This window comes from Butyrivibrio sp. M55 (assembly GCF_900116865.1).
Classification (GTDB): Bacteria; Bacillota; Clostridia; order Lachnospirales; family Lachnospiraceae; genus Butyrivibrio.
Genome location: NZ_FPCD01000002.1, coordinates 340,804 through 366,323, shown reverse-complemented (window position 1 = coordinate 366,323; position 25,520 = coordinate 340,804). Strand labels below are relative to the sequence as shown.

Annotated in this window: 23 protein-coding genes, 1 pseudogene and 1 riboswitch; of the genes and pseudogenes, 4 read left to right on the top strand and 20 right to left on the bottom strand. The window is 42.9% G+C overall.

Translation table 11 applies throughout. The features are described from left to right. Positions 1-96: 96 nt before the first annotated feature. From cbiT to BM398_RS03920, 18 genes and pseudogenes are all read right to left on the bottom strand, one after another. On the bottom strand, positions 97-2,376 hold the full coding sequence (gene cbiT, locus BM398_RS04000; protein ID WP_092336519.1) for a precorrin-6Y C5,15-methyltransferase (decarboxylating) subunit CbiT: 2,280 nt from the start codon (positions 2,374-2,376) through the stop codon (positions 97-99). After that, positions 2,366-3,133, bottom strand: coding sequence for a precorrin-3B C(17)-methyltransferase (gene cobJ / locus BM398_RS17585; RefSeq protein ID WP_242949755.1), 768 nt, complete (start codon positions 3,131-3,133; stop codon positions 2,366-2,368). The genes cbiT and cobJ overlap by 11 nt, the downstream gene beginning before the upstream one ends. Then, positions 3,131-4,207, bottom strand: a pseudogene (locus BM398_RS17580) (cobalt-precorrin 5A hydrolase); the annotation flags it as partial. The gene cobJ and the pseudogene BM398_RS17580, both read right to left, overlap by 3 nt. Continuing rightward, complete coding sequence (locus BM398_RS03990; protein ID WP_092336517.1) at positions 4,188-4,937, bottom strand: ABC transporter ATP-binding protein; 750 nt, start codon at positions 4,935-4,937, stop codon at positions 4,188-4,190. The pseudogene BM398_RS17580 and the gene BM398_RS03990, both read right to left, overlap by 20 nt. Further along, positions 4,934-5,950 carry a FecCD family ABC transporter permease gene (locus tag BM398_RS03985; RefSeq protein WP_092336516.1) on the bottom strand — a complete coding sequence of 339 codons (1,017 nt, stop codon included), beginning with the start codon at positions 5,948-5,950 and terminating at the stop codon, positions 4,934-4,936. The genes BM398_RS03990 and BM398_RS03985 overlap by 4 nt, the downstream gene beginning before the upstream one ends. After that, complete coding sequence (gene cobM, locus BM398_RS03980) at positions 5,943-6,710, bottom strand: precorrin-4 C(11)-methyltransferase (protein WP_092336515.1); 768 nt, start codon at positions 6,708-6,710, stop codon at positions 5,943-5,945. Before cobM ends, BM398_RS03985 begins: the two co-directional genes overlap by 8 nt. Then, positions 6,710-7,825 carry a cobalt-precorrin-5B (C(1))-methyltransferase CbiD gene (gene cbiD / locus BM398_RS03975; RefSeq protein WP_092336514.1) on the bottom strand — a complete coding sequence of 372 codons (1,116 nt, stop codon included), beginning with the start codon at positions 7,823-7,825 and terminating at the stop codon, positions 6,710-6,712. The genes cobM and cbiD overlap by 1 nt, the downstream gene beginning before the upstream one ends. A 61-nt stretch (positions 7,826-7,886) precedes the next feature. Next, entirely contained in the window at positions 7,887-8,522 is a 636-nt protein-coding gene (locus BM398_RS03970) for a precorrin-8X methylmutase (RefSeq protein ID WP_092336513.1), read from the bottom strand. A gap of 57 nt (positions 8,523-8,579) precedes the next feature. Further along, a complete protein-coding gene (locus BM398_RS03965) occupies positions 8,580-10,088 on the bottom strand; it encodes an ABC transporter substrate-binding protein (protein WP_092336512.1) in 1,509 nt (502 codons plus the stop codon). Positions 10,089-10,100: 12 nt separating this feature from the next. Further along, positions 10,101-11,240, bottom strand: coding sequence for a sirohydrochlorin cobaltochelatase (locus BM398_RS03960; RefSeq protein WP_442857302.1), 1,140 nt, complete (start codon positions 11,238-11,240; stop codon positions 10,101-10,103). Between the two features lie 739 nt (positions 11,241-11,979). Then, a riboswitch (cobalamin riboswitch) is annotated at positions 11,980-12,144 on the bottom strand. Between the two features lie 65 nt (positions 12,145-12,209). Further along, positions 12,210-12,734: a hypothetical protein gene (locus BM398_RS03955; protein WP_092336511.1), complete on the bottom strand. Its 525-nt coding sequence runs from the start codon at positions 12,732-12,734 to the stop codon at positions 12,210-12,212. Positions 12,735-12,847: 113 nt separating this feature from the next. Next, positions 12,848-13,213 (bottom strand): heavy-metal-associated domain-containing protein, encoded by a 366-nt coding sequence (locus tag BM398_RS03950; RefSeq protein ID WP_092336510.1) that lies wholly within the window; start codon positions 13,211-13,213, stop codon positions 12,848-12,850. Positions 13,214-13,241: 28 nt separating this feature from the next. After that, positions 13,242-13,862 (bottom strand): class I SAM-dependent methyltransferase, encoded by a 621-nt coding sequence (locus tag BM398_RS03945; protein WP_092336509.1) that lies wholly within the window; start codon positions 13,860-13,862, stop codon positions 13,242-13,244. A 65-nt stretch (positions 13,863-13,927) separates the two neighbouring features. Then, complete coding sequence (locus BM398_RS03940; RefSeq protein WP_330390533.1) at positions 13,928-16,288, bottom strand: ABC transporter permease; 2,361 nt, start codon at positions 16,286-16,288, stop codon at positions 13,928-13,930. Continuing rightward, entirely contained in the window at positions 16,251-16,949 is a 699-nt protein-coding gene (locus tag BM398_RS03935; RefSeq protein WP_026667567.1) for an ABC transporter ATP-binding protein, read from the bottom strand. Before BM398_RS03935 ends, BM398_RS03940 begins: the two co-directional genes overlap by 38 nt. A 30-nt stretch (positions 16,950-16,979) precedes the next feature. After that, positions 16,980-17,216 carry a Fur family transcriptional regulator gene (locus BM398_RS03930; protein WP_092336508.1) on the bottom strand — a complete coding sequence of 79 codons (237 nt, stop codon included), beginning with the start codon at positions 17,214-17,216 and terminating at the stop codon, positions 16,980-16,982. A 105-nt stretch (positions 17,217-17,321) separates the two neighbouring features. Further along, positions 17,322-19,313 (bottom strand): ferrous iron transporter B, encoded by a 1,992-nt coding sequence (gene feoB / locus BM398_RS03925; RefSeq protein ID WP_092336507.1) that lies wholly within the window; start codon positions 19,311-19,313, stop codon positions 17,322-17,324. A gap of 60 nt (positions 19,314-19,373) precedes the next feature. Beyond that, positions 19,374-19,586, bottom strand: a complete 213-nt coding sequence (locus tag BM398_RS03920; RefSeq protein WP_092336506.1) for a FeoA family protein — start codon at positions 19,584-19,586, stop codon at positions 19,374-19,376. Between the two features lie 403 nt (positions 19,587-19,989). Here BM398_RS03920 and BM398_RS03915 point away from each other — a divergent pair, with 403 nt between their 5' ends. Beyond that, entirely contained in the window at positions 19,990-21,375 is a 1,386-nt protein-coding gene (locus BM398_RS03915; protein WP_092336505.1) for a hemoblobin-interacting domain-containing protein, read from the top strand. Between the two features lie 118 nt (positions 21,376-21,493). Here BM398_RS03915 and BM398_RS17080 read toward each other — a convergent pair whose 3' ends face one another. After that, on the bottom strand, positions 21,494-21,709 hold the full coding sequence (locus tag BM398_RS17080) for a hypothetical protein (RefSeq protein WP_175531833.1): 216 nt from the start codon (positions 21,707-21,709) through the stop codon (positions 21,494-21,496). Between the two features lie 265 nt (positions 21,710-21,974). On the opposite strand from BM398_RS17080, the gene BM398_RS17075 reads away from it, so the two are divergent. The 3 genes from BM398_RS17075 to BM398_RS03900 all read left to right on the top strand — a co-directional run bounded on the left by BM398_RS17075 (position 21,975) and on the right by BM398_RS03900 (position 25,002). Then, the gene (locus BM398_RS17075) at positions 21,975-22,487 is read left to right on the top strand and encodes an FMN-binding protein (RefSeq protein WP_175531832.1); all 513 of its coding nucleotides are present in this window, start codon (positions 21,975-21,977) and stop codon (positions 22,485-22,487) included. Between the two features lie 143 nt (positions 22,488-22,630). After that, positions 22,631-22,912: a DUF6110 family protein gene (locus BM398_RS03905; protein ID WP_026667571.1), complete on the top strand. Its 282-nt coding sequence runs from the start codon at positions 22,631-22,633 to the stop codon at positions 22,910-22,912. 14 nt (positions 22,913-22,926) lie between these two features. After that, positions 22,927-25,002: a heavy metal translocating P-type ATPase gene (locus BM398_RS03900; RefSeq protein WP_092336503.1), complete on the top strand. Its 2,076-nt coding sequence runs from the start codon at positions 22,927-22,929 to the stop codon at positions 25,000-25,002. A gap of 85 nt (positions 25,003-25,087) precedes the next feature. Here BM398_RS03900 and BM398_RS03895 read toward each other — a convergent pair whose 3' ends face one another. Then, the gene (locus BM398_RS03895) at positions 25,088-25,459 is read right to left on the bottom strand and encodes a hypothetical protein (RefSeq protein WP_092336502.1); all 372 of its coding nucleotides are present in this window, start codon (positions 25,457-25,459) and stop codon (positions 25,088-25,090) included. Positions 25,460-25,520 lie beyond the last annotated feature (61 nt).

Sequence of the window (25,520 nt, the reverse complement as noted above, 5' to 3'; positions counted from 1 at the left end):
AGCTAGAATTCAGAAAAGTATTGAGCTTTTCGAATAACTCCTGGCTTCTTTTATGCCATTTTGTGCAAGGTGGCTTATTCCTTAGGCTCATTGCCATTATAATGTCACTATATACACCGGATTAATTGCATCGGCCATATGATACTCTCCGACTCTCCTATATCTGCTTGCGCTGACTTGGACAATGTCAGGTTCTGCATATTTCTCCTCTTTGATAACAGAAAGAACTTCCGTAAGTGTCTCGAGTGTAACACAGTTTATCACAATTCGAATATTCTCATTCATCTTCTTCAGAACCTCAATAATAACCCGCATATTTCCGCCGCTTCCGCCGATGAACGCATGTGTAGGGATAAGTAGCTTCCCTTCAACTGAAACGCCCGTATTCTCTGCCGTTTCTGATAGTGCCATTTTTTCAAGCACCTCTGAAGCTTCGCCCTTTATCACAGTAATGTTATCTGCACAGAACTTCTCTTTGTTCTTCTTGATAAGTTCAACCGCCTCGTCGTTTCGCTCTATCGCACAGACTTTGATATCAGGGTGCAAAAGAGCTGCTTCGACAGATACGGAACCTGTCCCCGCGCCGATATCATAGAGCACGGAATCCGCAGAAAGTCCCAGCTTTCTAATAGATATCGCCCTTATCTCCTCTTTGGTCATCGGAGTCTTACCTCTGATGAACTCATCGTCCGATATTCCTCTTATTACAGGCGTTTCGCCCGCACATTTATTCTCAATATACATTAAACACTTCCCCTTTTCATCAGGTGAAAAAAGTTTATTTCCAAGTTCATCTTCCGACACTTCGAAAATCCGCTCTAGCGCTGTTCCGAGCTCATATCCGATTACAATTTTAAGATCTCCGCATCCGCCGAAACCTTCAACTTTTACGCTATCGTTCCTGCCATAATCATTTATTTTCGCTACCGTAAACGCAGTTCTCGCAATCTCGCCCGCGTGCGCACAGCTTGAAGGAAGAATGATAAGTCTCTTAGTTTCCGCAATATATCCCGCAACATTACACTCTCTTCCATGAGCGCTCACTATACTGCAGTCTTCCAGCCCAAGTCCCAATCTGTTTGCAAAAAGAGCAACCGAAGAAATACCTGATATCGTATGAACTCCATATCCTGCGCCTTCAAAAACCTTCGCCGCATTCTTGGCACCGCTGCAAAGGCTTATATCTCCCGAGAAAAGAGCCAGCGGATTCTTGTAGTTTGGAGATTTATTCAAAAACTCAAGAATATCTTTTCCCATGTAACGGGGCACAAATTCTGCTTTAACCCTACTCTTATCAAGCCTGTCAAGAATGCTCTTTGCTCCAAAAATCACATCCACATTCTCAAGTGCATCTTCCAGTTCTCTTGTATAATATCTCGCATCACCGGGGCCGATCCCCGCAAGTATGATGCTCTTTCCTATATTATCCTTAACTTCGTTTAAGCTGTTACTCTCTTTGACGATCTCGCCGGATTTAACACGTTTCTTGTCAACTCCAAGCTTTTCCAGCACTTCCGGCAGACTGTAGCCTTTTGCAGATGCACCCACATCACATCCGGAAACATCAAGTCTGCTCTCGGGACTCTTTATCATAACAACCTTAATCCCGCACTCTCTCGCCGCAAGAAGCTTCTCATCAAGCCCGCCTGTAGCGCCGCTCTCCTTCGTAAGAATTACAGAAGCGCAAATCTCATTTATAAGTGCAACATTCATATCTTTTGAAAAAGGCCCCTGCATAGCAATAATCTGCTTTCCACGAAGCCCTGCTTCTTCGCACTTTGTGATACTCTCGATATTCGGAATAACTCTCGCGTATACTCTTGTCTTATCGGAAATCTCGGCCATAATTGACTTAAGGTCTTTACTTCCCGTTAAAAGAAGAATGTTTCCGCTTATCTTTTCAAGTTCCTTTGCCGCACTCATGACCGAATCACAAGTCACAATCTGAATACTCTCATTAACCACATCCGCATTGCATAACATTACGCGCTTTCGACAATTACTCTCAATTTCTTTATCAAAACCACATTCGTTGGAAGCAGTCATAAGCTCAATCTTCGCTCCTGTATCTCTAAGGAGCCTTAAATACATAATCCCGGTCTTTTCACATGCTTTCTTAATCTCAGTAGAAACAAGCGTCGCAAAAGGATGCGTAGCATCAACGCACACAGTGAAGACCTCTCCGGCAATAAGTTCCGCCATTTCATCCGCGTTCTTTCTTCCGACAATAACATTTTTCTCTCCAAAAGAGTCCTCAATTTCCTTGCCATAATCAGTCGCAACACTCACCAAGTGCTGTACACCCGCCGCGGAAAGCGCAGCCGCAAGCTCTCTTCCTTCAGTTGTTCCTCCGAAAATAAGAACCTTATCTCTCACTTCTGTATCCTCTTAAAGTAACCATGTGCTCGGCAATATCCCTTGTTGAAGAATTCCCGACAAAAATCGTCGAGAACATATCCACCTCAGCACCTTTTAATTCACCCAAAGTCATAACCTTACAGTATTCGCCGTCTCTTCCTATGTTTCCTGCAATTCCGCAAACCCGCTCGGGTGGCAGATTCTCCATCAGAATCTCGCAGGCATGGGCAAGATATCCCTTTCTCCCCTTACTCTCGGGATTGTAGATGACAACAACCATATCTGCCGACGCCGCAGCGCGAAGCCTCTTTTCGATAAGTTCCATCGGCGTAAGCCTGTCGCTCATACTTATCAGACAAAAATCATGTATAAGCGGTGCCCCAAGAAGCGCCGCACCACTGATTGCAGCCGTAACTCCCGGAACCACTTCCGTATCAACGTTATCGAAATTCACCGCATCTTCATAGCAAAGCCCCGCCATTCCGTAAACTCCGGCATCTCCACTGCACACAAGCGCAACCTTCTTGCCTTCTGCCGCCCTCTCATAAGCAAGTTTAACTCTCTTTTCCTCACCCATCATTGGCGTTGAGATATATTCTTTATCAGGAAAAAAAGGTCTGACCAGATCGCAGTAAACGGTATATCCGGCGATCACATCGCACGCCTTAAGCGTCTGTGCCGCTTTAATCGTCATATTCTCATAATTTCCGGGACCGATACCGACAACCGAAACTTTTCCGCACCTACTGTCAATCACACCTGCCGCAAAAGTCATACCGTCAGAGCTTTCTTTCGTAACTATAATCTTCTTGCAACCACAGGCAGCAACCGCTCTCTCGCAGACGTTATCGGTTCCCGTGATGCTCTTTACAAACTCAGAAGCCGTAAACTCGCCCTCCTGCGCCATCAATACATCCGAAGAAAAGACTTTAAACCCAGCCTCCAGCTCTTTAGCCACACGGATCAGTCCTTCTTCCTCTTTCTTGATATCCACGGAAGCAAGCACACCGACAGCTCTCTTATCAATATTGTGCTCCGAAAGCTTATCCTCAACAAAAGCCCAAAGCTTCTCATAAGGCGTCCCCTTCTTGCAGCCGACGCCGATTACGATACACTTAGGGATAAGATTAAGCACACCGCTTTCAGACTTATCCTTGCGAAAAGAAATTGTAAAACATGCCTTGCTTTTCTCTATATCAGTCTCTTTCGCAGATTCATCAAGCTCTGCATCATCAGTTTCTTTAGCATCACTACCATAGCACTCTCCATCCGCCAATTGCCTGACTACATTCGCATATCCCGTATCAACATCATAAGAAGGCATACCCTCAATCTCAGCGTCCACCTCATACACAGCCCCTTTCTCCTCAAGAAGCCTTGCCGTAAACTCTTTAGCCTTCTTCATATCAGAAATGGCAAATCCGTTCTCAGACGCAAAAACATCCACGGCAAATTCTCCCGAAACATCGGATGCCGTAGTCACAACAAGATTAGCGCCAAGAAGCTCCGAAATTTTCTTTGCCTCTCTCACACCTCCTCCGATGTGCCCTGACAAAAGAGGTATCACGTTCCTTCCCTCTTCATCTATAACAATGACCGAAGGATCCTTAGTTTTATCTTCAATGTAAGGTGCTATCGCTCTGACCGCAATTCCTGCAGCGCCCACAAATATAAGGACATTTCCCTGCCGGAAACTACATTTAACAAAATCATCCAAAGAAAAATCCTCTTCGATATCACCGCGCACAAACTCCCCATCGGAAATAAGGAAAAGCACCTTATCCGCAAGCTCTTTTCCCTTTGAAGTAAAACTTATAACCTTATAATTCTTATATTCTGCCTTTGCCATAAATCTTTTCATACATTTCATCCGTAAGTGAAAACAAATCCCTGATAAGCCCTTCTTCCATAACTTCGGAAGGCGTCTTGCACAGCGTCTTTCCATCATCATAAACAAGAAGAAGCCTGTCCGAAACAGAAACAGCAAGTTCGAGTTCGTGAATCGACATAACTATCGTCACGCCTTTTTTCGCAAGTCCTTCCAGCACTTCCATGAGTTCCATCCTATATCTGATATCCAGATAAGATGTAGGCTCATCCATTACAAGATACTCGGGAGACTGTGCTATCGCCCTTGCAATAAGCGTCCGCTGCTTCTGCCCGTCGCTTAAGTTATTAAACTGCTTGTCCGCAAATCCCTCTATTTTCATAAGAGCTATAGCATCTTCTGCGGCCTGTCTGTCCTCTTTTCCAAGAACTCCGAATCCGTCCGTATAAGGAAGACGCCCCGCCATCACAACCTCTCGGCATGTCATATGCTCTGGCTTTATCCTGTCCGTAGTAACTATGGACATTTTCCTTGCAAGCTCTTTAAGCGGCATCTTAGCCACATCTCCGCCGTCAATATATACCGCTCCCGCAACAGGCGAAAGTTCCCTGTAAAGAGTCTTTAAAAGAGTGGATTTCCCCGCACCGTTCGGTCCTATAAAGGAGATTATCTCTCCTTTTTTTATTTCAAGATTAACGCTTGGTACCACGGCCTTTCCGCGATATCCAGCAGATAAACTCTCTATTTTCACCTGGTCTTACCTCTTTTTATTATCATGAAAATAACTATCGGCGCTCCAAACAGCGAAGTCACCGCGGAAATATTGATCTCAGTAGGAGCAAAAAGCATCCTCGCAAGAAGGTCGCTTATCATGCAAAAAACCGCTCCCGAAAGAAAAGATGCCGGAATCAGGATTATCGGCTTCGACGACTTTAGAACCTCTCTCATAAGGAAAGGCACAGCAATTCCGATAAACGAAACAGGCCCCACAAATGCCGTAACACACGCCGACAGAACACTTGAAAGCACGATAAGGAGCACTCTGCACAGCTTTACATTTATTCCGACGCTCGCAGCGTACACTTCTCCAAGTCTGAAAGCATCCAGTACTTTGCTCATAAGCATGACCGCCACAAAAACAATCGCCACGATCACCGCAGAAAACCACGCCGCGCTCATCGATGCTCCCGAAAAGCTTCCCTGCGACCAGCTGTGAAGATTGACAATATCCGAATCTTCTGCGAAAGTGACAAGAAAATCCGTCACAGCGCTGCATATGTAGCCTATCATTATTCCCGCCGCAAGAAGCGCCGCCATGTTACGCACTCTCTTGGAAATAAGAATGATAAATCCCGTAGCCGCCATCGCTCCTATAAAAGCAGTCATCACAAGCATCAGATTCGACGTATATCCTGTTCCCGATGTTATGAATATCAGGCTCATCGCAACCGCCATCTTGGCTCCCGACGAAATTCCCAGAATGTACGGACCCGCTATCGGGTTTGCGAAATATGTCTGCAAAAGAAATCCGGACACCGCAAGAGCTCCCCCAAGAACAAACGTCATAACCGTTCTCGGAAGCCTGATACTTGCTATTATATTCCTGCTCTTAACGTCTCCGCCGCCCGCAAACAATATCCTCAACACTTCATCAAGACTTATCCTGACATTTCCTATAAGGATATTTGCAAAAAAAGCCAAGACGGAAAGAACTATCAGTAGCGCAAAAACCACTACCGCTCTTTTATTCCCGTTCTTAGTCATTTGTATTTCTGCCTTTTCTAAAGCCCGTAGTAAAATCAGGCGAATACAGCTTTGACTTCTCGTAATCCGCCTGCTTGACGCTGTTTCCGACTATGATAAGTGCCGTTTTATTTATCCCGTTCTCTGCCGCAACCTTCGGAAGATTCTCAACATCCGTAACGAACTTCTTCTCATCATCCCAAGTTGCCTTATATACAATCGCCGCAGGAGTATCTTTTGCCACTCCCGCCTCCGTAAGTCTCCTGCTTAGAGCCTCGGTATCTCCCGCTGATAAAAAGAAAACCATCGTAGCCCCGTGTCTTGAAAGTTCCTCTACTGACTCTCTCTCCGGCACGGGAGTTCTCTTTTCCATCCTCGTGATAATGACACTCTGCGTTACACCGGGCAAAGTGTACTCCATATTAAGAGCTGCCGCAGCCCCGCAAAAAGAGCTGACACCGGGCGTCACATCGTAGCCGGTACCAAGCTTATCAAGCTCATCCATCTGCTCTCTGATAGCACCGTAAATGCTGGGATCCCCCGTGTGAAGTCTCACCGTCATCTTTCCCTCTTCTTCAGCTTTCTTTACTATTTCTATGACCTGTTCAAGATCAAGCTTTGCGCTGTCATGTATCTCGCAGCCGTCTTTTGCATACTTAAGAAGCTCAGGATTTACAAGCGATCCCGCATATATTATGACGTCCGCTTTTTCCAAAAGTTCTTTTCCCCTGACCGTTATAAGGTCGACAGCTCCGGGTCCCGCTCCGACAAAATGTACCATTAAGTTGTCCTTTCCAAGTATTCATGGGCATTTACGGTACTTACAAGTTCCGTGTATTCGTTAGAAAAAACTATCACCTCAACTTTAAGCATTCCCTCTGCCCATTTTTCCATATTTTCTTTTATAAGGCTTGCCATCTTAGGAAAAACCTTGTGAGACACCCCCGCTTCCGTGATTATCCTGACGGCTTCATCCGTCATAACGCACTCGGAAAGCTTTTCTTTTAACTCATCAAATTCTTTTCCTTCAGAGAACATCCCTGTGATATCAGTCAGTATCTCCATCCTGTGGTCGCCGTATCTTGAGTGGGTGTTCTTAATCCCGCCCGCGACCTTAACAAGCTTTCCGATATGACCCGCAAAGACCATCTCGGAAAAACCCTCTTCCTTCGCTATCATAACAGAGTCGTAAACAAAGTTCGAAGTCATAACGGCGATATCCTTATCTATCCCGCACTTCTTACTAAGGAAGGTTATTCCGTAGTTACCCGGCGCAGCCAAAAGAACTTGTCGCCCTTCCGCTTTCCTTACGCGTATCTCGGTTCTTATCGTATCAACTATCGCCTTCTCGCTCATGGGCTCAACTATGCCCGTCGTCCCAAGAATTGATATGCCGCCGACTATTCCAAGCTTAGGATTAAAAGTCTTCTCTGCGATTTTCTCTCCGCCCGGAACGCTCACTATAACTTCAAGCCCCGTGTTCTCTGCATTTCTGTCCTTAAGAACTTCGTTTAGATTCTCTTCTATCATCTTTCTCGGAACAGAATTTATTGCAGCTTCACCGATTGCCCGGTCAAGTCCCGGCTTGGTAACACGCCCAACGCCTTTTCCGCCGTCTATCACAATTCCGGGGGCATCTGCTATTCTGACGCTGACTTCTATATAAGCTCCCGTCGTCACATCCGGATCGTCGCCGCCGTCCTTAATGACAGAACAGGTCACTTTTTTCCCGCTCTCATCACGCACAATATTGACTATCTCCGCATAGTACGGTATGCCCTTGGGAGTCATTATGTTCACATACTCTATATTCTTTGAATCCAGCAGCATCATAAGCGCAGCCTTCGCCGCAGCCGCCGCGCAGCTTCCCGTCGTAAAGCCGCTCCTTAGTTCCATATGATTTTTTCCTCCGATGCCATGCTTCATTCAATTAATTACAAGAGGCATGACATTAGTTTCATCGATACAACTTATACAAAAGCGAATTGCATATCGCAGCCGCAACGCCGCTTCCGCCCTTGCGTCCTCTGTTTACTATGTAAGGAATATCTTTGTCATTATTTATTATAAGTTCTTTTGCCTCAACGACGTTAACGAAACCTACCGGCACACCTATTATAAGCTCCGGTCTGTAGCCTTCATCCATTAGCTCTTTAAGCTTGATCAACGCAGTCGGCGCATTTCCTATCGCGTAGATTATGGGAACGCCGAGCTTTGCCGCCTTTTCCATGCTGACATAAGCTCTTGTAACGTTTCGCTCTTTGGCTTCCTTCGCAACTTCCTCATCTGCCATGAAGCAATGGACTTCTCCGCCGAATCTTGCGAGAGTCTTCTTGCTGATTCCGGAAAGCGCCATGTTGGTGTCGGTCACGATGTGAGCGCCTTTTTTAATGGCTTCAAGCCCCTTTTCAACCGCGCCGTCCGAAAACATCATGGTATCCGCGTACTCAAAATCTGCCGTGGTATGAATCACACGAACGACCGTCGCTTCGTTATCCTCGGGAAGTGTTTTTCCCATCTCGGCAAGTTCTTTTCTGATTATTCCAAGACTTGTTTTCTCTATATCCGAAGGAAGAATGTGCTTAATTTCCATATTTTGTCCTCTATATACTCTTTTAGCAATTACAAGCTGCACGAATAATTTCCAATATCATCTGAGCTTATGGAAAAATCCCGTATCGTCTTTTTTATCTGACAACACCTCACTGAGGTCACTTATTATATCACCCGTCTTATTGGCAAACTGATACAATGATTTGTCTGTGTACCAGACGTCTCCGCTCTTTACCGCCTGCATGTCGCCAAATATCACATCGCTCTTTTTAAGCTCCTCAAGGTCCTTCGGCGCATCCTCAATGGCAGCGTTGTAAATAAGAATATCAACATCTCTCGCATAGTCGTAATACGCCTCAGTGCTTACGCTAAGATACGATGAATTTCCGTCTTTGCTGTTCTCAGGCGGTGCAACATACACTCCGCCTGCCTTCTCAACCATTTTGGCAAAGTAATCGTCTTTTCCCCTTGTATATATCAGATGTTCCGAATTTATAGAGAAAAAAGAAACTCTTTTGCCCGAAAAATCTATATTATCAAGTGATGTGATTTTTCCAAGCTGTTCAGAAAAAGCCTGCTCGGCCTCTTTTTCTTTTCCCGTCAAAAGACCGTAAATCTTTATCCACTCGCACCTGCCTACAGGATCCTGTTCATAACTCGATCTGTCGATAAAAACAGGAATCTCAAGCTGTTCGAGCTTCTCGATAACCTTTGGAGAATGAAGGATCATCGTCGACTCGATTGCAAGATCGATATCATCAGACACCATCATCTCATAGTTAGGCGCGCTGTACTTTCCGCCGTATTTAAGTGTTCCTTCTTCCATCAGCTTTTTTGCCGAATCTATGTACCAGCTGTCCTTCTCGATTCCCGAAAGGGCTATATTGCCCACGGCGCCTATAGTGTCAAACTGACACATTGCTCCCGATGCGGCAAGATAGATCTTATCAAGAGGCTGCTGTAAGATCTTCACATCTTCTGCCTTAGGAATTTCTTTTCCGTCAGGTACTATAAGGTAATTTCTCCCGTCATTAACGCATATAACCGCGTAGCCACCGGAATATCTGTGTATTCTGTAACAACCGGCAAATTTCGTTTCATCTGTTGATTCATATGTAAGACCTGCGATCACAGGTGGATTTTCAAGTTCGGATTCTGTTTTGAATTTCTCTGATATTTCTGCTTTTTCTTCCGCTTCGCCGGCGGAATCCGCCTTTGAAGTTGAAAAAGTCAGTGTGTAATCAATAAGATAGGGCTTACTCATGGCTGTCGTATCAGCCTGAACGTCCATCTTTTTATCTAAAACAACGGGAATCTCAAATTCGGAATTCCCTTCTGTATTTACTTTATCATATCTTTTTCCGTCTACGATCATGTAGTCGTAATTCGGACTACTCCAAACAATCCTTGCCGTAAACTTGCCTTTTTTGGCAGTTACCGTGCAGGGACTTTCAATCGATGCTCTTCCGCTTCCTCCCGTAAGAGTAACAGATGCGGCATATTCCCCATCCGAAATACTGCCGCATCCAATTACACTTATGGTAAAAAACAGAAGAAACATAATACTTTTTATATATTTGCTCAGTATATTTTTCTGTCTGTTCATTGTGGTTTTCATTTATTTGATAACAGCACCTGTGTGCTCAACATAGAGTTTCTGAACATCTGCGATTCTTCCGAGACCGCTGATCTGGCAATCAACCTTTTCAAATGCACCTGATGCCTCGAATCCGCTCTTCCATGAATCATCGTCATCACCGGCCATATCGTTGTTTGCGTGATCACCTGCAACAACCATAAGAGGACGAAGAACAACCTTCTTGTATCCTGCTGCCTTTACCTTATCGATAACCTTGCTAAGCTCAGTCTCTTCAGGCTCGCCTTCTACTGTTCCGATGAATACGTTCTTGTAGCCAAGCTTCTCCATCTGTGTCTGCATCTGGCTGTAAGTTACGTTTGCAGTGTGTGATGTGCCGTGTCCCATGAGTACAAATGCTGTGCCGTCCTTTTCAGCCGCATCGATGCTGTCAAATTTTGCTTCCTTAACAGCTTCTGCAACAACAGCCTTTGCAACTGTTTCTTTATCCTTATTGATCACTGTTGCATCTTTTCCAACTTCTCCGAGAAGAGGCTCAGCAACAGCAACCTTTGTGAACTTGCTCTCATATTTCTTAAGTGCTTCCATAAGCTCGTCATACTCTGCACCGTGCATAAGGTGTGTAGGCTGAACGATAAGCTCTTTTACTCCGTTGCTGACAGCTCTCTCAAGTGCCTGCTCAACATTATCGATTGCTTCTCCGTCTCTTGCAAGAACATGGTTGATAATGATCTGAGCTGTAAATGCTCTTCTTACCGCGTAGTCGGGATAAGCTGTTGCAAGTGCCTTCTCGATTCCGCCGATATCTTCAGATCTGCTTCCGTTAAAAGAAGTACCGAAGCTTACTACAAGGATTTCCTTGTCACCGATCTTATCTGCATTAAGTGCATCGTCCTTAGACGCATCGCCTGTATCTCTTCCGAAATAATCAGGATCTGCTTCTTCACCTTCAACGAGCTCTTTCTGGCTGTCTGTAAGTGCATCCCAAGCCTTCTTTGCTTCTGCACACTGTTCGTCTGTCTTGTCTGTTCTTTCCTGAACATAGATAGCATCAATCAGCTTTGCAACGTTGTCTGCTGCAGCCTGATCTTCCTCTGAAGCCTCGGGCTTAACATCAGAAACAGTTACCTTGTGATCGTACCATTTTTCCTTTGTTCCAATAAGTGCCACATCGAACTCCTCATCGATTGCGGGAACAGGAATATCGAAGCCGTTAACTTCCTCTGTTGTTCCGTCGTCATATGTCACTGTGTCATTTGTGGGCTGAAGGAGCTCTGCTCCGTCCTTCTGCGCATCCTCAGCAGTTCCGCAGAACAAGTTTACGATGTTCTTGGATGCAAGTGATACGTGGATTGTCATCTTACCGTCTTTAACAGTAAGTGTGCCCTTTCCGTCATTTGCTTCATTTACATGAAACATTGAGCTGTCTGTGTTAAAAGAAGCTGTGTAAACGCCGTCAGCGAGCTCTCCGTCCGCTACGCTTGTCTCTGAAGATGCAGCATCCGCTTCTTCAGCCGATACCTCTACAGAAGCTCCGTCAGCAGGTGCCTCAGTCTGTGCCTTGCCACATCCTGCAAACATTGATACACACAATGCTGTTGCAAGTACTAATGCAAGTGTTTTCTTTTTCATAATAGTCCTCCATGAAAATATATGATTACGAAAGCCGGTGAAGAAAGGTGAAAAAAGCGCTATGTAGTAGTTATCACGGCAAGATGTACAAGCTTTTTACATCCTAATCTTTTATGTGAAACTTCCACATTAATTCTCTCAACAAAAAAGCCCGTGCCGAAGCACGAGCTGATAGTTCATACGATGTAAAAATGCGCAAAAGAATCCAATTTGCTGCGATCTACAGCAAACCACATCTTCGTACAACCAGTTCCTCGTGGCTTGGGTATCCCATGTACAGCGACAGGCAGGTCTCCCGGCTGATCGAAAAATCTCGAATCACGGTGACGAGTTCGTGCAGGAATCACACCTGCTTCCCTTTTCACCCACAGTCCTTCTCTTAATATGAATCCTCATAAACAAAGGGACTGCGGACACCTTCCGCTTTTTATGAAATTTTCATCACATATAATAGCACATCTTTAAGAATAATCAAAACCTTTGCGCACAGATATTCGCTTACTCACATCTGCTAAGTGAAGCACCACCTCTATATGCGTCGGGGAACTCTTCTTCATTCCATGTCTCATAGTATTCAAGCACATTGGAGTCACTTTCAGAAGTCTGATAAGTATACTTAACTCCGTTTGATGATTTTGCCTGTATTATGCACTTTTCACCAAATGACAGCGACTCGATCGTATCAACATGGTCTACAACAAACTCTTCATCTTTAAGATGCCCGTATTTTATCTCTGAGTCCGTAAACTCTACATAGAACTCAGGCTGCATACTTCCGTCGGCTTCATAAGACATAGATGCCGTCTGCCATCTCCCATCCAATTGTGATTTATAATCTTTTAGAGCTGACACAAAATCTGAAGCTGCATCTTCATCTACATTTGAAGCCATAAAGACAGATGTCGGGCCATCATCGCCATATATATCCTCGATTTCCTCAAAAACATCTTTGTTTTTTGAGCCGCAACTTACCACCGACAATGCAACTGTCGTCAAAAAAAGAATCAAAGGCAATCTTCTCATAGCTTACTCTCCATTCTGATGAATCAATCATTAGTAGTCATATATATAATATCATGAATTCCTAATTTTCCTCACATTACGATTCATCAGATGTCTTCTGAGCCTCTGTTCCCTCACTTCTCCGTTTCTTCTATAATTTTATATCCCAGAGCTTCTATATCCTTGGTAAAAGAGCTGTCATCCACTTCTCTGTCGTAGCTGACAACCGCCTCTTTCTTTCGCAGATTTACCTTGGCCGATACACCGTCAATTCTGTTTATCGCACGCTTAACGCGGTTTACACAGCTTTCACAGTGCATCCCTTCAACCTTAAACACCTTGGTCTTTATAACAGGACCGTCAAGTTCTTTATCAGGTTCCTTTACAGACGAACCACCGCCTCCGCAGCATCCGCCTTCACCCTTAAAATGCTTGATTGCTCCACTAAACGCGGCAAATAAAATCATCGCCAAAATCGCGGCAATTATAATATTTGACATAATCGGTACCTCAAATCTTGTTACTGCTTCACTTCTTCGCAATAACCGTTATCCACGACTTATTGCTGTGATGATCGGCTACAACCTTCTTAAAGCCCGCTCCCTTAAGTGCACTCTTGATATCATCGATCGTATGGCACTTCATTCCTTCAACAATCTTCTCAAATCCAAGGCTTGCCTTGTCCATACCGTCCGACTCATTGACGATCATGAATGTTCCACCTGGCTTAAGTGCCTTATTTACTTCACCAAAACACTTCTCAAGTCCGGGCCAGAAATAAATGGTCTCAAAAGCCGTAGCAAGATCAAACTGCTCATTCATATTGAGCTCTGCGACATTTCCCTGCTGCACCTTGCATCGTCCACTCGCTATCATATCCGAGTTAAATGCCTTGGCCTTCTCAACGGATAACTCGGAATAATCAATAGCCGTAAGCTTGGAAGAAGGATATTTCTTCATAAGCGCAGATGCGTTTCTTCCGCCCCCGCATCCTACTTCCAGAATTTCATCCGGCGCGATTGTCTGAAGATGTGACATTCCCCAGTCAGCCATCTTCGCATGTCCGCCGTTCATAGTATCAATCATCATCTTCCCCATAAAACCTTCCGGTTTGCTCACTTGATTTACATACTTTTTAAATAATCCCATAGTCTTCATCCTCTCAAATACTTTTTTACAATGTCACCAAACTCGCATAATTCTCACTAAATGCTCTACTCAACATTCTTAAGTGCTTCACTCATCGGAATCTTACCTATCTTCCTGTACTCAATTACAGCAACAACCGCATAAGTAATTATTCCCATGAGGAACATCTTTACATAAACCGACGGATCAAGCCAGATAACCATCCAGCCGCTCATCATCTGCTTTAACATAACTCTGAATATTCCGACCATAACATAAGACAATATCGGGTACGAAATAAGGAGCGAAGCCACGACCACCAGCGCCGTGGGAACTATATACAGCGCAGCGACCTCTTTTCCCGTATACCCCAGGATCTTAGCCATAGATATCGACTGCACATTCCTTTCGATGATAAGTTTGGACAAAAGATATATCAGTACAATAAACATAACCACCGAAAAGCCGTCTACCATGTACATCAGATTACCCATAGAGATCATAAGTTGCCTCGACACTCTCGTAAGCGACTCTTCATCTACTGTAGTGCCGATATACTTCTCTTCTATATCGGTAATCTCCGTATCGGAGAAATATCCCGAGAACATATCTTCCGAAAGTCCCATTATGTCATTTAGATGCTTTTTGCTCATGAAGACTGCAATTCCGCCGTCGTAGTCATATATTCCCGTTACATTAAAGCCGTAATACTTATCTTCGTAAGGCTCTTTAAGCGTTATCACATCGCCTTCTTTAAGCCCGTACTTATCTGCATAAGCCGATGAAATAAGAACCGTCTTATCATCAAATTCAGCGTGAATAAACTTACTGTTCTCTTTTATCCCGTACAGACTTACATCTTCAACTCTGCTTCCGCCTTCACCCGTTGTCTTAAGTCCGTAAGCAGAGAATTTCTCCGCCGTCGGATTATTTGTACTTATCTTGTTCAGTAAAAAGACATATGAAAAAGCCGCCGACAATTCATCTTCGTCATCTATCGCCCCTGCCGGAATCTGAAGCATATATGTATGCTTTGCAAGCATGTTCTCCGTCACAATCCCCTGAAAATGCACAAGAAGCGGCGGAAGCATCATTCCGAAAAAGAGAAGCAGATTGGCAAACAAAAGCCCCATAAAAAGAATTATGTAACTACTCTTATTCTGAATAAGAATTCTTATACGGAAACGGTCGAAAAACCTTATCTTTTTATTTAAGGCAATCGCAGCACGCGGCTTCTTCCCGCTAAGGTCGCGCTTGATAAGTTTTAAAGGACTTAAACTCAGTTTTTTCCTAAGAACAAAATAAGTTATAAAGATCATTATCACTACAGGAATTGCAGTGGTCTTCCAAAAAGCCTCCGCACTCCAGATCGTCACATATGTAGGAAGTGAATAGCTTCCGTAATACATAGCAACGCATACGTTCTTAAAACATGTATATCCCAGAACATTTCCGATGACCGCCGCGATAACGGTTACTATAAGTGGCATTGACATATAATGTCTTATAAGCTCATTTATCGTATATCCTGACGCCCTGAGCGTACCTATCACAGTAGCTTCTTTATGAATCGTGTTATTGATCGTAACTCCGAATACAAAGGCAACAATGATGATTATTATGTACAAAAGAACTTCCATCATTGCCTTGTCGCCGACGATATCTTCTCCCGTGAACGTAATTGACTGATTAAGATATCCCGGAACAAAATTTTCAAGCGAAACAATATTTGCAAGAGCATCCATCAGATCGTCAGAAACTTTTTTCTCTTCCTCGTCAGTCTGAGGTTTATTGTCATACAGCCAACCATAGTTATAACGAAGCTTACCTTCATCATATTCCGCAAACTGCTTGTCTGATACAACCGAAACGCCAAACGCAGATGCATCAAACATCATATCGTTATTGCTGTAAAAAAGTGCGCTGTAATCAGACAGTGCCACAAGGCCTACAATCTCATAACTCTCACTTCCCGAAACCAGCTTATCTCCGACACTCAGTCCGTTATTATCTGCATACATTCTGTCTATCGCAATCTCATGAAGGCCATCCGGAAGTCTTCCTTCCATCACGCATACCTTGTCTATTTGCTCTCTGTTTGCAAATATTCTCAGTTTTGTGTTGTTATCAAATTCTTTTTCTATATAGAAGTTCTCAAATATGGATACTCCCTTTTTCTCAATCCGCTCTTTTTGCGCGGCGGTTATTTTCTCTTCCGTTCTGAAGTTTCCATCTTCTATGTTATATTTTTCAAAGCTCTCATCATAAGCTTTGATCATGCTCTCACCGGCAACAAGAAATCCCGAAACAAAACCTATTGAAAAGACAAGCAGAATGAAAATAACAATGTATTTCCCTATATCGCCTGTAAGTTCTCTGATAATTCTTTTGTTAAGCGGTTTCCTCATCTTACCAGTCAAGCTCTGCTGCTGTTTGTTTTGTTTCATTTCTGTAACTCTTTCTTATAACGCCGTCTCTTAGTTTCACCACAAAATCAGCCATATTTTTTATGGCGTCATTGTGAGTGACCATGATGACTGTGTTTCCATATTCCTTGTTAACTCTTTCAATAAGTGCAAGAATCTCTTTGGAAGTGTTGTAATCGAGGGCTCCTGTGGGTTCATCGCACAAAAGAATATCCGGATTCTTTACAATTGCTCTTCCTATCGAGCATCTTTGCTGCTGTCCTCCCGACAACTGACTTGGTATTTTGTTCTGATGTTCCTTAAGACCAAGAACCTCTATGATTTCGTCAATATCAAGCGGTTTCTTGGAAAGATATGCCCCAACCTCAATATTTTCTCTGACGGTAAGATTGGGAATAAGATTGTACATCTGAAAAATATACCCAAGGTGCTCTCTTCTGTATGAAGTAAGCGCCTTCTCGTCCATATCCGCCATACTCTTTTCCCTGATTATTATCTTGCCTGAATCGGCGGTATCAATTCCTCCGATTATATTAAGAAGAGTGGACTTTCCGGAACCTGACGGACCAAGAAGTACCACAAACTCTCCTTTTTCAATGCCAAGGCTTATATCCTTAAGTACTTCAATACGGCTTCCACCCTCGCCATAAGATTTTTTAATGTTCTGTAATTCTAACTGCATAATAATTCCTTGTTCTATGGAATGACGCTGTCAATTATGTTTTATCATGTCTATTCTCTCAACAGCCCCAATATCCTCCAATTCTTTTATCATACGATAAACAGTTGCTGTTCCTATTGATTCGTCCTTATTCTTGACAATACAACATATTGTCTTGCATGAAACACAATCATTCTCAGCAATAACCTTAGCCACAATTTTTCTCTGTTTAGTTATTCGCATTCCATTATCGCGTAGCATTCTGATTATCTGTTCATCACTCATCATGTTTTTCTCCAATTCTATTAGTCGCTATACCATCCTGTCCGTTTTAGTTAGCCCCAGCTAACCTATTTGTATTAATTGAGCCCGCATAAAACGGGCTCATCTAAATTAATCAAGTTTATATTCAAGTACCATTTCTCTTTGGGTTCTCTTGATAAGATATACAATAACACCTGCAAATACTGCGATTGCAACAAGTCCTGCCGCAAATCCTGCGCCTACTGTTCCTGTTGTAATAAGTGTTCCAATCTGATATACAAGGAAACCAACTGTAAAGCCTGATGCAAGCTGAAGTCCGATTGCTCCCCAGAGCCACTTTGCAGACTTCATCTCAGAATTCATAGCTCCGAGAGCCGCAAAGCACGGAGGTGTGTAAAGGTTAAACATAAGATATGCAAGAGCTGCAACCTTAGTGATTCCCATTACTGCCGCAACAGCATTACCTTCTCCGATAAGTTCAAGTTCTTCTGTATCAATAAGATTTGAGATTGCAAATACGGTAGCGATTGTTCCTACTACATTCTCCTTAGCGATAAATCCTGTAATAGCTGCTGCCGCAAGCTGCCAGCTCATAATACCTACGATAGGAATAAGAAGGTAAGCAAAAGGTCCTGCAACACCTGCAAGGATCGATGTTCCTTCCATTCCCTCTTCTACAGGCTGGAAGCTGAAGTCAAATGTCTGCATGATCTGAACTACAGTATTGCAAACAAGGATAACTGTTCCTGCTTTTACAATGTATGACTTACCTCTCTCAAGCATTGACTTAACCGCAAACATAAGGCTTGGAACCTTGTACTCGGGAAGCTCGATGATAAAGAAGCTCTTTCTGTACTTCATACCTGTAATAGCCTTGATAAGAAGTGCTCCGAGAAGGATAAGTAAAATACCACCCATATAGCAGATGAAGCTTACCCATCTTGATTCAGGGAAAAATGCACCTGCAAAAAGTGCGATAACGGGAAGCTTAGCTCCGCAAGGCATAAATGTTGCAAGCATAGCTGTTGCGCGTCTTTCCCTCTCATTTCTGATAGTACGGCAAGCCATGATCGCAGGAATGCCGCAACCGGTACCAATAATCATAGGAATAACCGACTTTCCCGAAAGACCTACTCTCTTAAAGATAGGATCAAGCACAACTGTTGCTCTTGACATATATCCGCAATCTTCAAGAAGTGCGATAAGGAAGTACATTACCATAACAAGAGGAAGAAATCCTACTACCGCTCCTACACCGCCGATGATACCATCAACGAGAAGTGCATAAAGAAGCGGATTTGCATCTGCCATCGCATCTCCGACCATTCCCTGGAAGTCTTCGATCCAACCTGCAAGAATATCAGCAAGCCATGTTCCGACTGTTGTCTGTGAAATATAGAAAACAAGCCACATGATAGCTGCGAAAACAACTATTCCGATAACAGGATGTGTGATCACGTTATCGATCGTATCACCGAAGTTCTTATCCTTTGTAAGCACCTTACGGTTCTCAACTTCGCTCACGATCTGATTTACAAATTCAAAACGCTTTCTGTCAGCTGCTTCAACCGCTGCCTTATCATGAACATCAACATCTCCCTGTCTGTAAGGCTCCTTCTGTCCTTTTCCTTCAAGTGAAGCTGCAACCTTAACAACGTCTTTAAGACCGTTCTCAGATGTTGCAACAGTCTTTATTACAGGACATCCGAGTTTCTCTGCCAAAGCTTTCTCATCAATTGAATTGCCCTTTTTATCATTGGCATCATTCTTGTTGAGTGCAACAACAACAGGAATTCCAAGTTCCAAGAGCTGTGTTGTAAAGAAAAGGCTTCTGCTTAAGTTTGTTGCATCAACGATATTTATTATCGCGTCGGGATGCTCATTCTTTACATAAGCACTTGTGATACTCTCCTCAGAAGTAAACGGTGACATCGAATATGCACCGGGCAGATCGACAGCGATCAGCTCCTTTCCACCGTCATAATAACTCTTTTTAATAGCATGCTCTTTCTTGTCAACAGTAACTCCCGCCCAGTTACCAATCTTTTCGCTTCTTCCTGTCAGAGCGTTGTACATGGTCGTTTTTCCGCTGTTGGGATTACCTGCCATTGCGATTCTCATTACAATTCCTCCTAAAAATCGTTTAAAAAAATTTATGGAAATGCAGATTTCTGCGCATCCTTAGATATTGATAGCACCCGCTAACTCAGGATCAATATTATATCTGGCATCCTTAATAGCGACCACCAGATTACGTTTCTTATCAACGACCGTAATCTTCTCTCCGCTGTAGCAACCAAGTGAAAAAAGGAAACTCTCCATCTCCTCATCTCCATCTGTGTCTATAGCATCAATTATGTATTCCTTACCAAGTTCTGCGTCATTAAGTGTCATATTACCCTCCTGTAACTCAAGTTAGCTTCGCACAATAACTATTAGCTATTGCTAACCTCACACATAGAATATTCTTATTAAGAATATTTGTCAATAGTATAATCGAAAAAACATTTTGTCCGCCGAAATCGCAGAAAAAATGCCGCATTGGCAAGATGCGGCATTTTGTGTAGGAGATTTCTTATAACATACGTATGTCACACGTTAGATTTACCTAACTGAGCTCATGTTAGCATTTGCTAACTCTTTTGTCAACACTTTTACGTTAGTTTTTGGTAACTTCTCATTATTTTTTGTCTATTTTGCTTATATCATAGCCTTAAAATCTATGATAGACTTCACCGGTGACTTGTTAGCTATTGCTAACTCAATATTTTTCTTATTTTAGAGAGGAGCTTTAACTATGAAAATCAAAGTTTTGTCAGTCATCTGCTCTGCTATTCTTGTATTTTCTCTTACAGGATGCGGAAAAGAAGCCGGGGATTCATCTGCTCCCGATGCTGATAACAATGCAGAGGAAGCTGCCGATGCCGCAACTGAGAGTGCAAGCGTCAATGGTACCTTCGTAAAAATGAACATCCCTTACGGAGATTTCTTTGCAAATGAATTCGAAGGCGGAGACAGCGTTGATGCCGTATCAAGTGCAACAATGACCAAAGCCGCAAACGACAAACTCACAGGTGGTACATATCATCTTAAAGATAACAGCAAGATCTTAGGTGTCAGTTTTCCCGTATGCATTCCTGAAGGAACTACACTTGACGAAAGCTTAAAGGTAAGCGATGAAGCAGCTTTATATGATGCTGCCGACTACTCTTATGTCGCACTTACAGATATTCCCAAGAATTATAAAGAACTTTCAACCGATGCTTCCGGAAAATATTCATTTAGCAAAACCATGGGCGATGCTGAAGATTTTGCCCCCGGCGAAGCAAGTATAAATACAGCTACCCACTGGGGTGATTATGAGATTGATCTTGATGAATCGCTTTCTTCTCAGATAGTATTTGCCGCAACTATCCATACAACCGAGGGTAAGACTTACGGAATGCGCTCACTCGAAAATGTATGGCGCGGCTTTGAGATTGCATTTGCAACAACAGAAAGCTACAAAGAGCCTCATGGCAATACTGTAGCTTATCTTCCTTATACAGATCTTCCCGGAAAGACAATCGACGAGATCGTACTTTACACAGCAGAAGGCGTAAAGAAAACAACTGTAAACCTTTATCTGCCTTTAAAATTTGATAACGAGATAACTGTTGCGGATACAGCGCTTAAAAACAATAAAACTACTGTTAAAGTAACCGGTTTCCCTGATGATTACGAGCCTGAATATTCAGTTGAAGGTGACAGCAGCGATATCACATGTGACGGAACAAACATCACATGGAAAGATGCGCTTGCAGGAAAATACACACTTACAATAAGCGATAAGTCCGGAGTATATGCTCCTTATTCAGCTGATTTCGTCCTTTCAACAGACAAAGCTGCTGCCGCTGCAAGTGAAAACGGCGTAGTTAAAGCCGACAACGCTTCAGATGATGAGTTTGCAGCATACATCAAAAATATCGAAGCATACGACGTTAACGGCAACGAAATATCCGGAACAGGTCACAAGGGCGCAAAGATCATCAAAGAAGACGGAACAGTCGACAAGACACTTTCAAATGTTTTTGATAAAACAGGAAAGTTTAAAGTTGTTGTAAAATCTTCGGGATATCCGGATGTTACACTTGATGTTGATATCACTGAAGTTGCTCCCCAAAAAGACGAGCAAAAGCACTAATACCGTTTATTTTTTCAAAAGGAGCAATATCTGCCATGGTTTTCTTATTATCTTTATTAACGGCTATATTATTTGTTCTCCTGTTTGAAAAACCGCTTCAAAAAAATCCCATACCATTCTATGTGATTTTTTCAATCCTCTCCCTTGCAACGATCATCTCACAGTTGCAAGGGATAAATCCCGGCGGTTTTGCAGGCAAATATCTATATCCCATGTTCACCAAAGCGGGTCTTGGCACCGCATTTTTTGTTTTGGTCATGTATGCTGCAACATTTAAAAACGGATCAAAGCCAATAAAGCTTATTATGCCCATAAGAGGTCCGCTATCGATCATAGCTTCTGTTCTGGCATTGGGACACGTTTTTTCTTATTCGGCTTTATTATCGCCAAACGTTTCGGCACTGTATATCTTCTCAGTGATCATGCTATGCATCATGATTCCTCTGTTCATTACTTCTTTTATAAAGATAAGAAAAAAAATGAATCCGCGTGCCTGGAAAAAACTGCAGCGCTTTGCATATATCTTTTATCTGCTGATCTATGCGCATATTCTCTTGCTGTATGTTCGCGGTGCACTAAGAGGTGATTCAAGGTCCTCAATGAATATCCTTGTATATTCCATTGTATTCCTGTGGTATTTTATCTGCCGCCCTTTAAAGGCTTACAGTACAAATCACAAGGACTTTAACCTTGATAAGTACAGATACATATCGCTTATTCCGGTCGTTATTGTTTCACTTGGTTTCTATCTTTATGTGACAAATGCTTCGGTTTCTGCCGCTGCTACGGATGATAACAGCTCATCTTCGGAGAGCACCGAACAGGAAGCAGACTCTGCATCCACAGTCACAGACGGCGTTTACAGTGCCACATGCTTTGGATATGCAGGAGACATAACGGTTGAAATAACAGTAGAAAACGGAGAAGTCACAGATATTACTCTTCCGAATTACGAAGACGAAGATGATTACAAGCATTTTTCCGAAGAACTGATAGAAACACTAAAGCAAGCCCCTCTTGCTGACGCAGATACCGTAAGCGGCGCAACATTTTCAACGCGAGCCGTTATCGACGCTTACAATGAAGCACTTAAGCAAGCCGGTTTGAAATAACTTTTTTACCGTTATTGAGAAAAGTTCTCGTTAACAGCCCTGTACATATCTTCCCTTTGGAATTCTATCTTTCTATAATTATTAATTACCAAAACATATAACAACACGCGCATTTCCGTATAGCGCGCAGAAAGGAAAATTATATGATCAAGTGGAGTACGGTTGGAAAGATAGCCTGTGGTTTTTTGGTTGGAACGGCAGGAGTTAAAATTCTGGGAAGCAATGACGCAAAGAAATGCTACACCCATATAACCGCCGCTGCATACCGCTGCAAAGATTCAGTTATGGAAACATATACGAACATCAAGGAGAACTGCCAGGATATCAGCGCTGACGCAAAAGAAATCAACGAAAGCAGATACGCCAAAGAAAGAGAAAAAGAGATTGCTGATGCCAAAGCCGTCCTTGAAAATGCAGGAGTATAAGCAAGAGGCGCTATATGAGATGTAAAATACTTCATGAATCAAAAGAAAGAATGAGAGTCCATTTATACAGGTCGCACATGGCACCATACGAAGCCGACCGACTTGAGTATTATCTGGACTCTTTTGATTATGTAAAAAAAGTTTCGGTAAACGAAAGAACATCGAATGCCATCATATTTTTTGACCAAAACAAACGTGATGAAGTCCTATCTTCACTCGCGAATTTTGACATTATAAATACCGAGGTTACGGTTCCCGAACACACAGGGCGCGAACTTCGTATAGAATATGAAGATGAGATGTTCTTTCATATTGCACGAAAGGTACTCAATCAACTCTTTCTGCCCGCTTCTATCGGCAGGCTGATAATCATTTGGAAAGCTATTCCGTATATCATCAGCGGAATTAAAACTCTGCTGCAGGGAAAGCTCGAAGTATCCGTTCTTGACGCAACAAGTATCGGAGTTTCTTTGCTTCGCGGAGATCACAATACCGCAGGTTCCGTAATCTTTCTTCTGAAAATCGGCGAGATAATGGAAGAATGGACACACAGAAAATCTGTGGACGACCTTGCAAGGGCAATGTCACTTAATATTGACAAAGTCTGGGTTATAACAGATGATTCTCAGGAAATTCTTGTAAATATTTCCGATGTAAAAATTGGTGACAACATAGTGGTTCGCACAGGAAGTATGATTCCTTTGGACGGAATTGTTTTACACGGCGATGCCTCCGTCAATCAGGCGGCAATGACAGGCGAATCCGCTCCCGTTCATAAAACAATCGATTCCCTCGTATATGCGGGAACCGTTCTCGAAGAAGGAGAACTTATCATCTCTGTGCAAAAAGCTCAGGGCTCGGGAAGATATGACCGAATCGTAACAATGATCGAAGAGTCGGAAAAACTCAAATCCGACACCGAAGCACATGCTTCCCACCTCGCAGACAGGCTTGTTCCTTACACATTTGGTGCAACTCTCCTTACATGGCTGTTTACACGGGATGCCACAAAAGCCACATCTATTCTGATGGTGGATTTCTGCTGTGCACTTAAATTGTCAATCCCCATCGCCGTTCTTTCCGCAATGCGCGAAGCCGGAAATCATAAAATCTCGGTTAAAGGCGGCAAATTTATGGAAGCCGTGGCTGATGCAACTACAATTGTTTTTGACAAGACGGGAACTCTTACTTATGCCAATCCCAAAGTATATGATATTGTCACGTTCAATGATTCAGACGCGGATGAAATGTTAAGGCTTGCCGCATGCCTTGAAGAGCACTATCCTCACTCTATTGCAAACGCTGTTGTAAAGGCTGCCGAAGATAAAAATCTTTCACATGAAGAAAAGCATACTAAAGCCATGTACATCGTTGCACATGGAATTTCAAGTACCATCGATAATCAGAAAGTATGTATCGGAAGCCATCATTTCATTTTCGAGGATGAAGGATGCAGTATTCCCGAAACAGAAAAAGAACGTTTTGATAAGCTTCCTGATGAGTATTCGCACCTATATATGGCGATAGGCGGAGTTTTGTCAGCAGTCATACTTATAGAAGATCCGATCAGAGAAGAAGCTCCGTCAGTTATAAAGAAGCTAAAGAACATCGGATTTGAAAATATCGTAATGATGACAGGCGACAGCGAAAGAACTGCTGCATCGGTCGCTTCAAAAACGGGCGTAACCAAGTATTTCTCAGAAGTTCTGCCTGAAGACAAAGCCACATTTATTAAAGCAGAACACGAAGCAGGTCGAAAAGTCATAATGGTCGGAGACGGAATAAACGACTCTCCCGCTCTCTCCGAAGCTGATGCCGGAATAGCCGTAAGTACAGGTGCTTCAATAGCAAGAGAAATTGCTGATATAACTATATCTTCCGAAGATTTATCCGTTCTCATAACATTAAAAAAACTGAGTAACAAACTTATGGGCAGAATTGACTTTAACTATCGCACAATACTGGGATTCAACTCATTCCTTATCGTCATGGGAATACTCGGAATCTTCACCCCAACCACAACGTCACTTCTGCATAACACATCGACGGTTGCACTTAGCATAAAGAGCATGACAGATCTGCTTGAATAACCTCCCAGCTCTATCTAAGTTTTAAAAATGCAGTAGACCAACTTAATGATCTACTGCATTTTATGTATATTGCAATATTAACTTGTTATTTCTGAAGCTGTTTGGAAATGATCGTCCTATCACTGTCAGATATACCCAAATTACTAAATGCCTGATCTAACGTAACTGATGTGTTCTTCATCAACATCTTAACACTCTGTACCAATGTATTGATTCTGCTAGCTTCAGCACTCTTTATTGTTTCTGCTTCAGCATACTGTTCTGCATATTTCTTTACTGATTCACACACAATATCACGCCCTTCCTCTGTTTCTTTGAAATGATGAACTCCTGCGGCCAGTTCTTCATAATGCATGTCTTTGGAAGACTTTGCATGAAAATCCTGAATAAGCTTTCCTATTGCATCATTTCCTTTGTACGCTCCATTCACATAAATGATATGTGATCCATCATTCAATGGTTCTCCTGTTTCCAAAACAGTTCTGTCTGCTCTATATAATGAAGGAATTCCTGTCCAG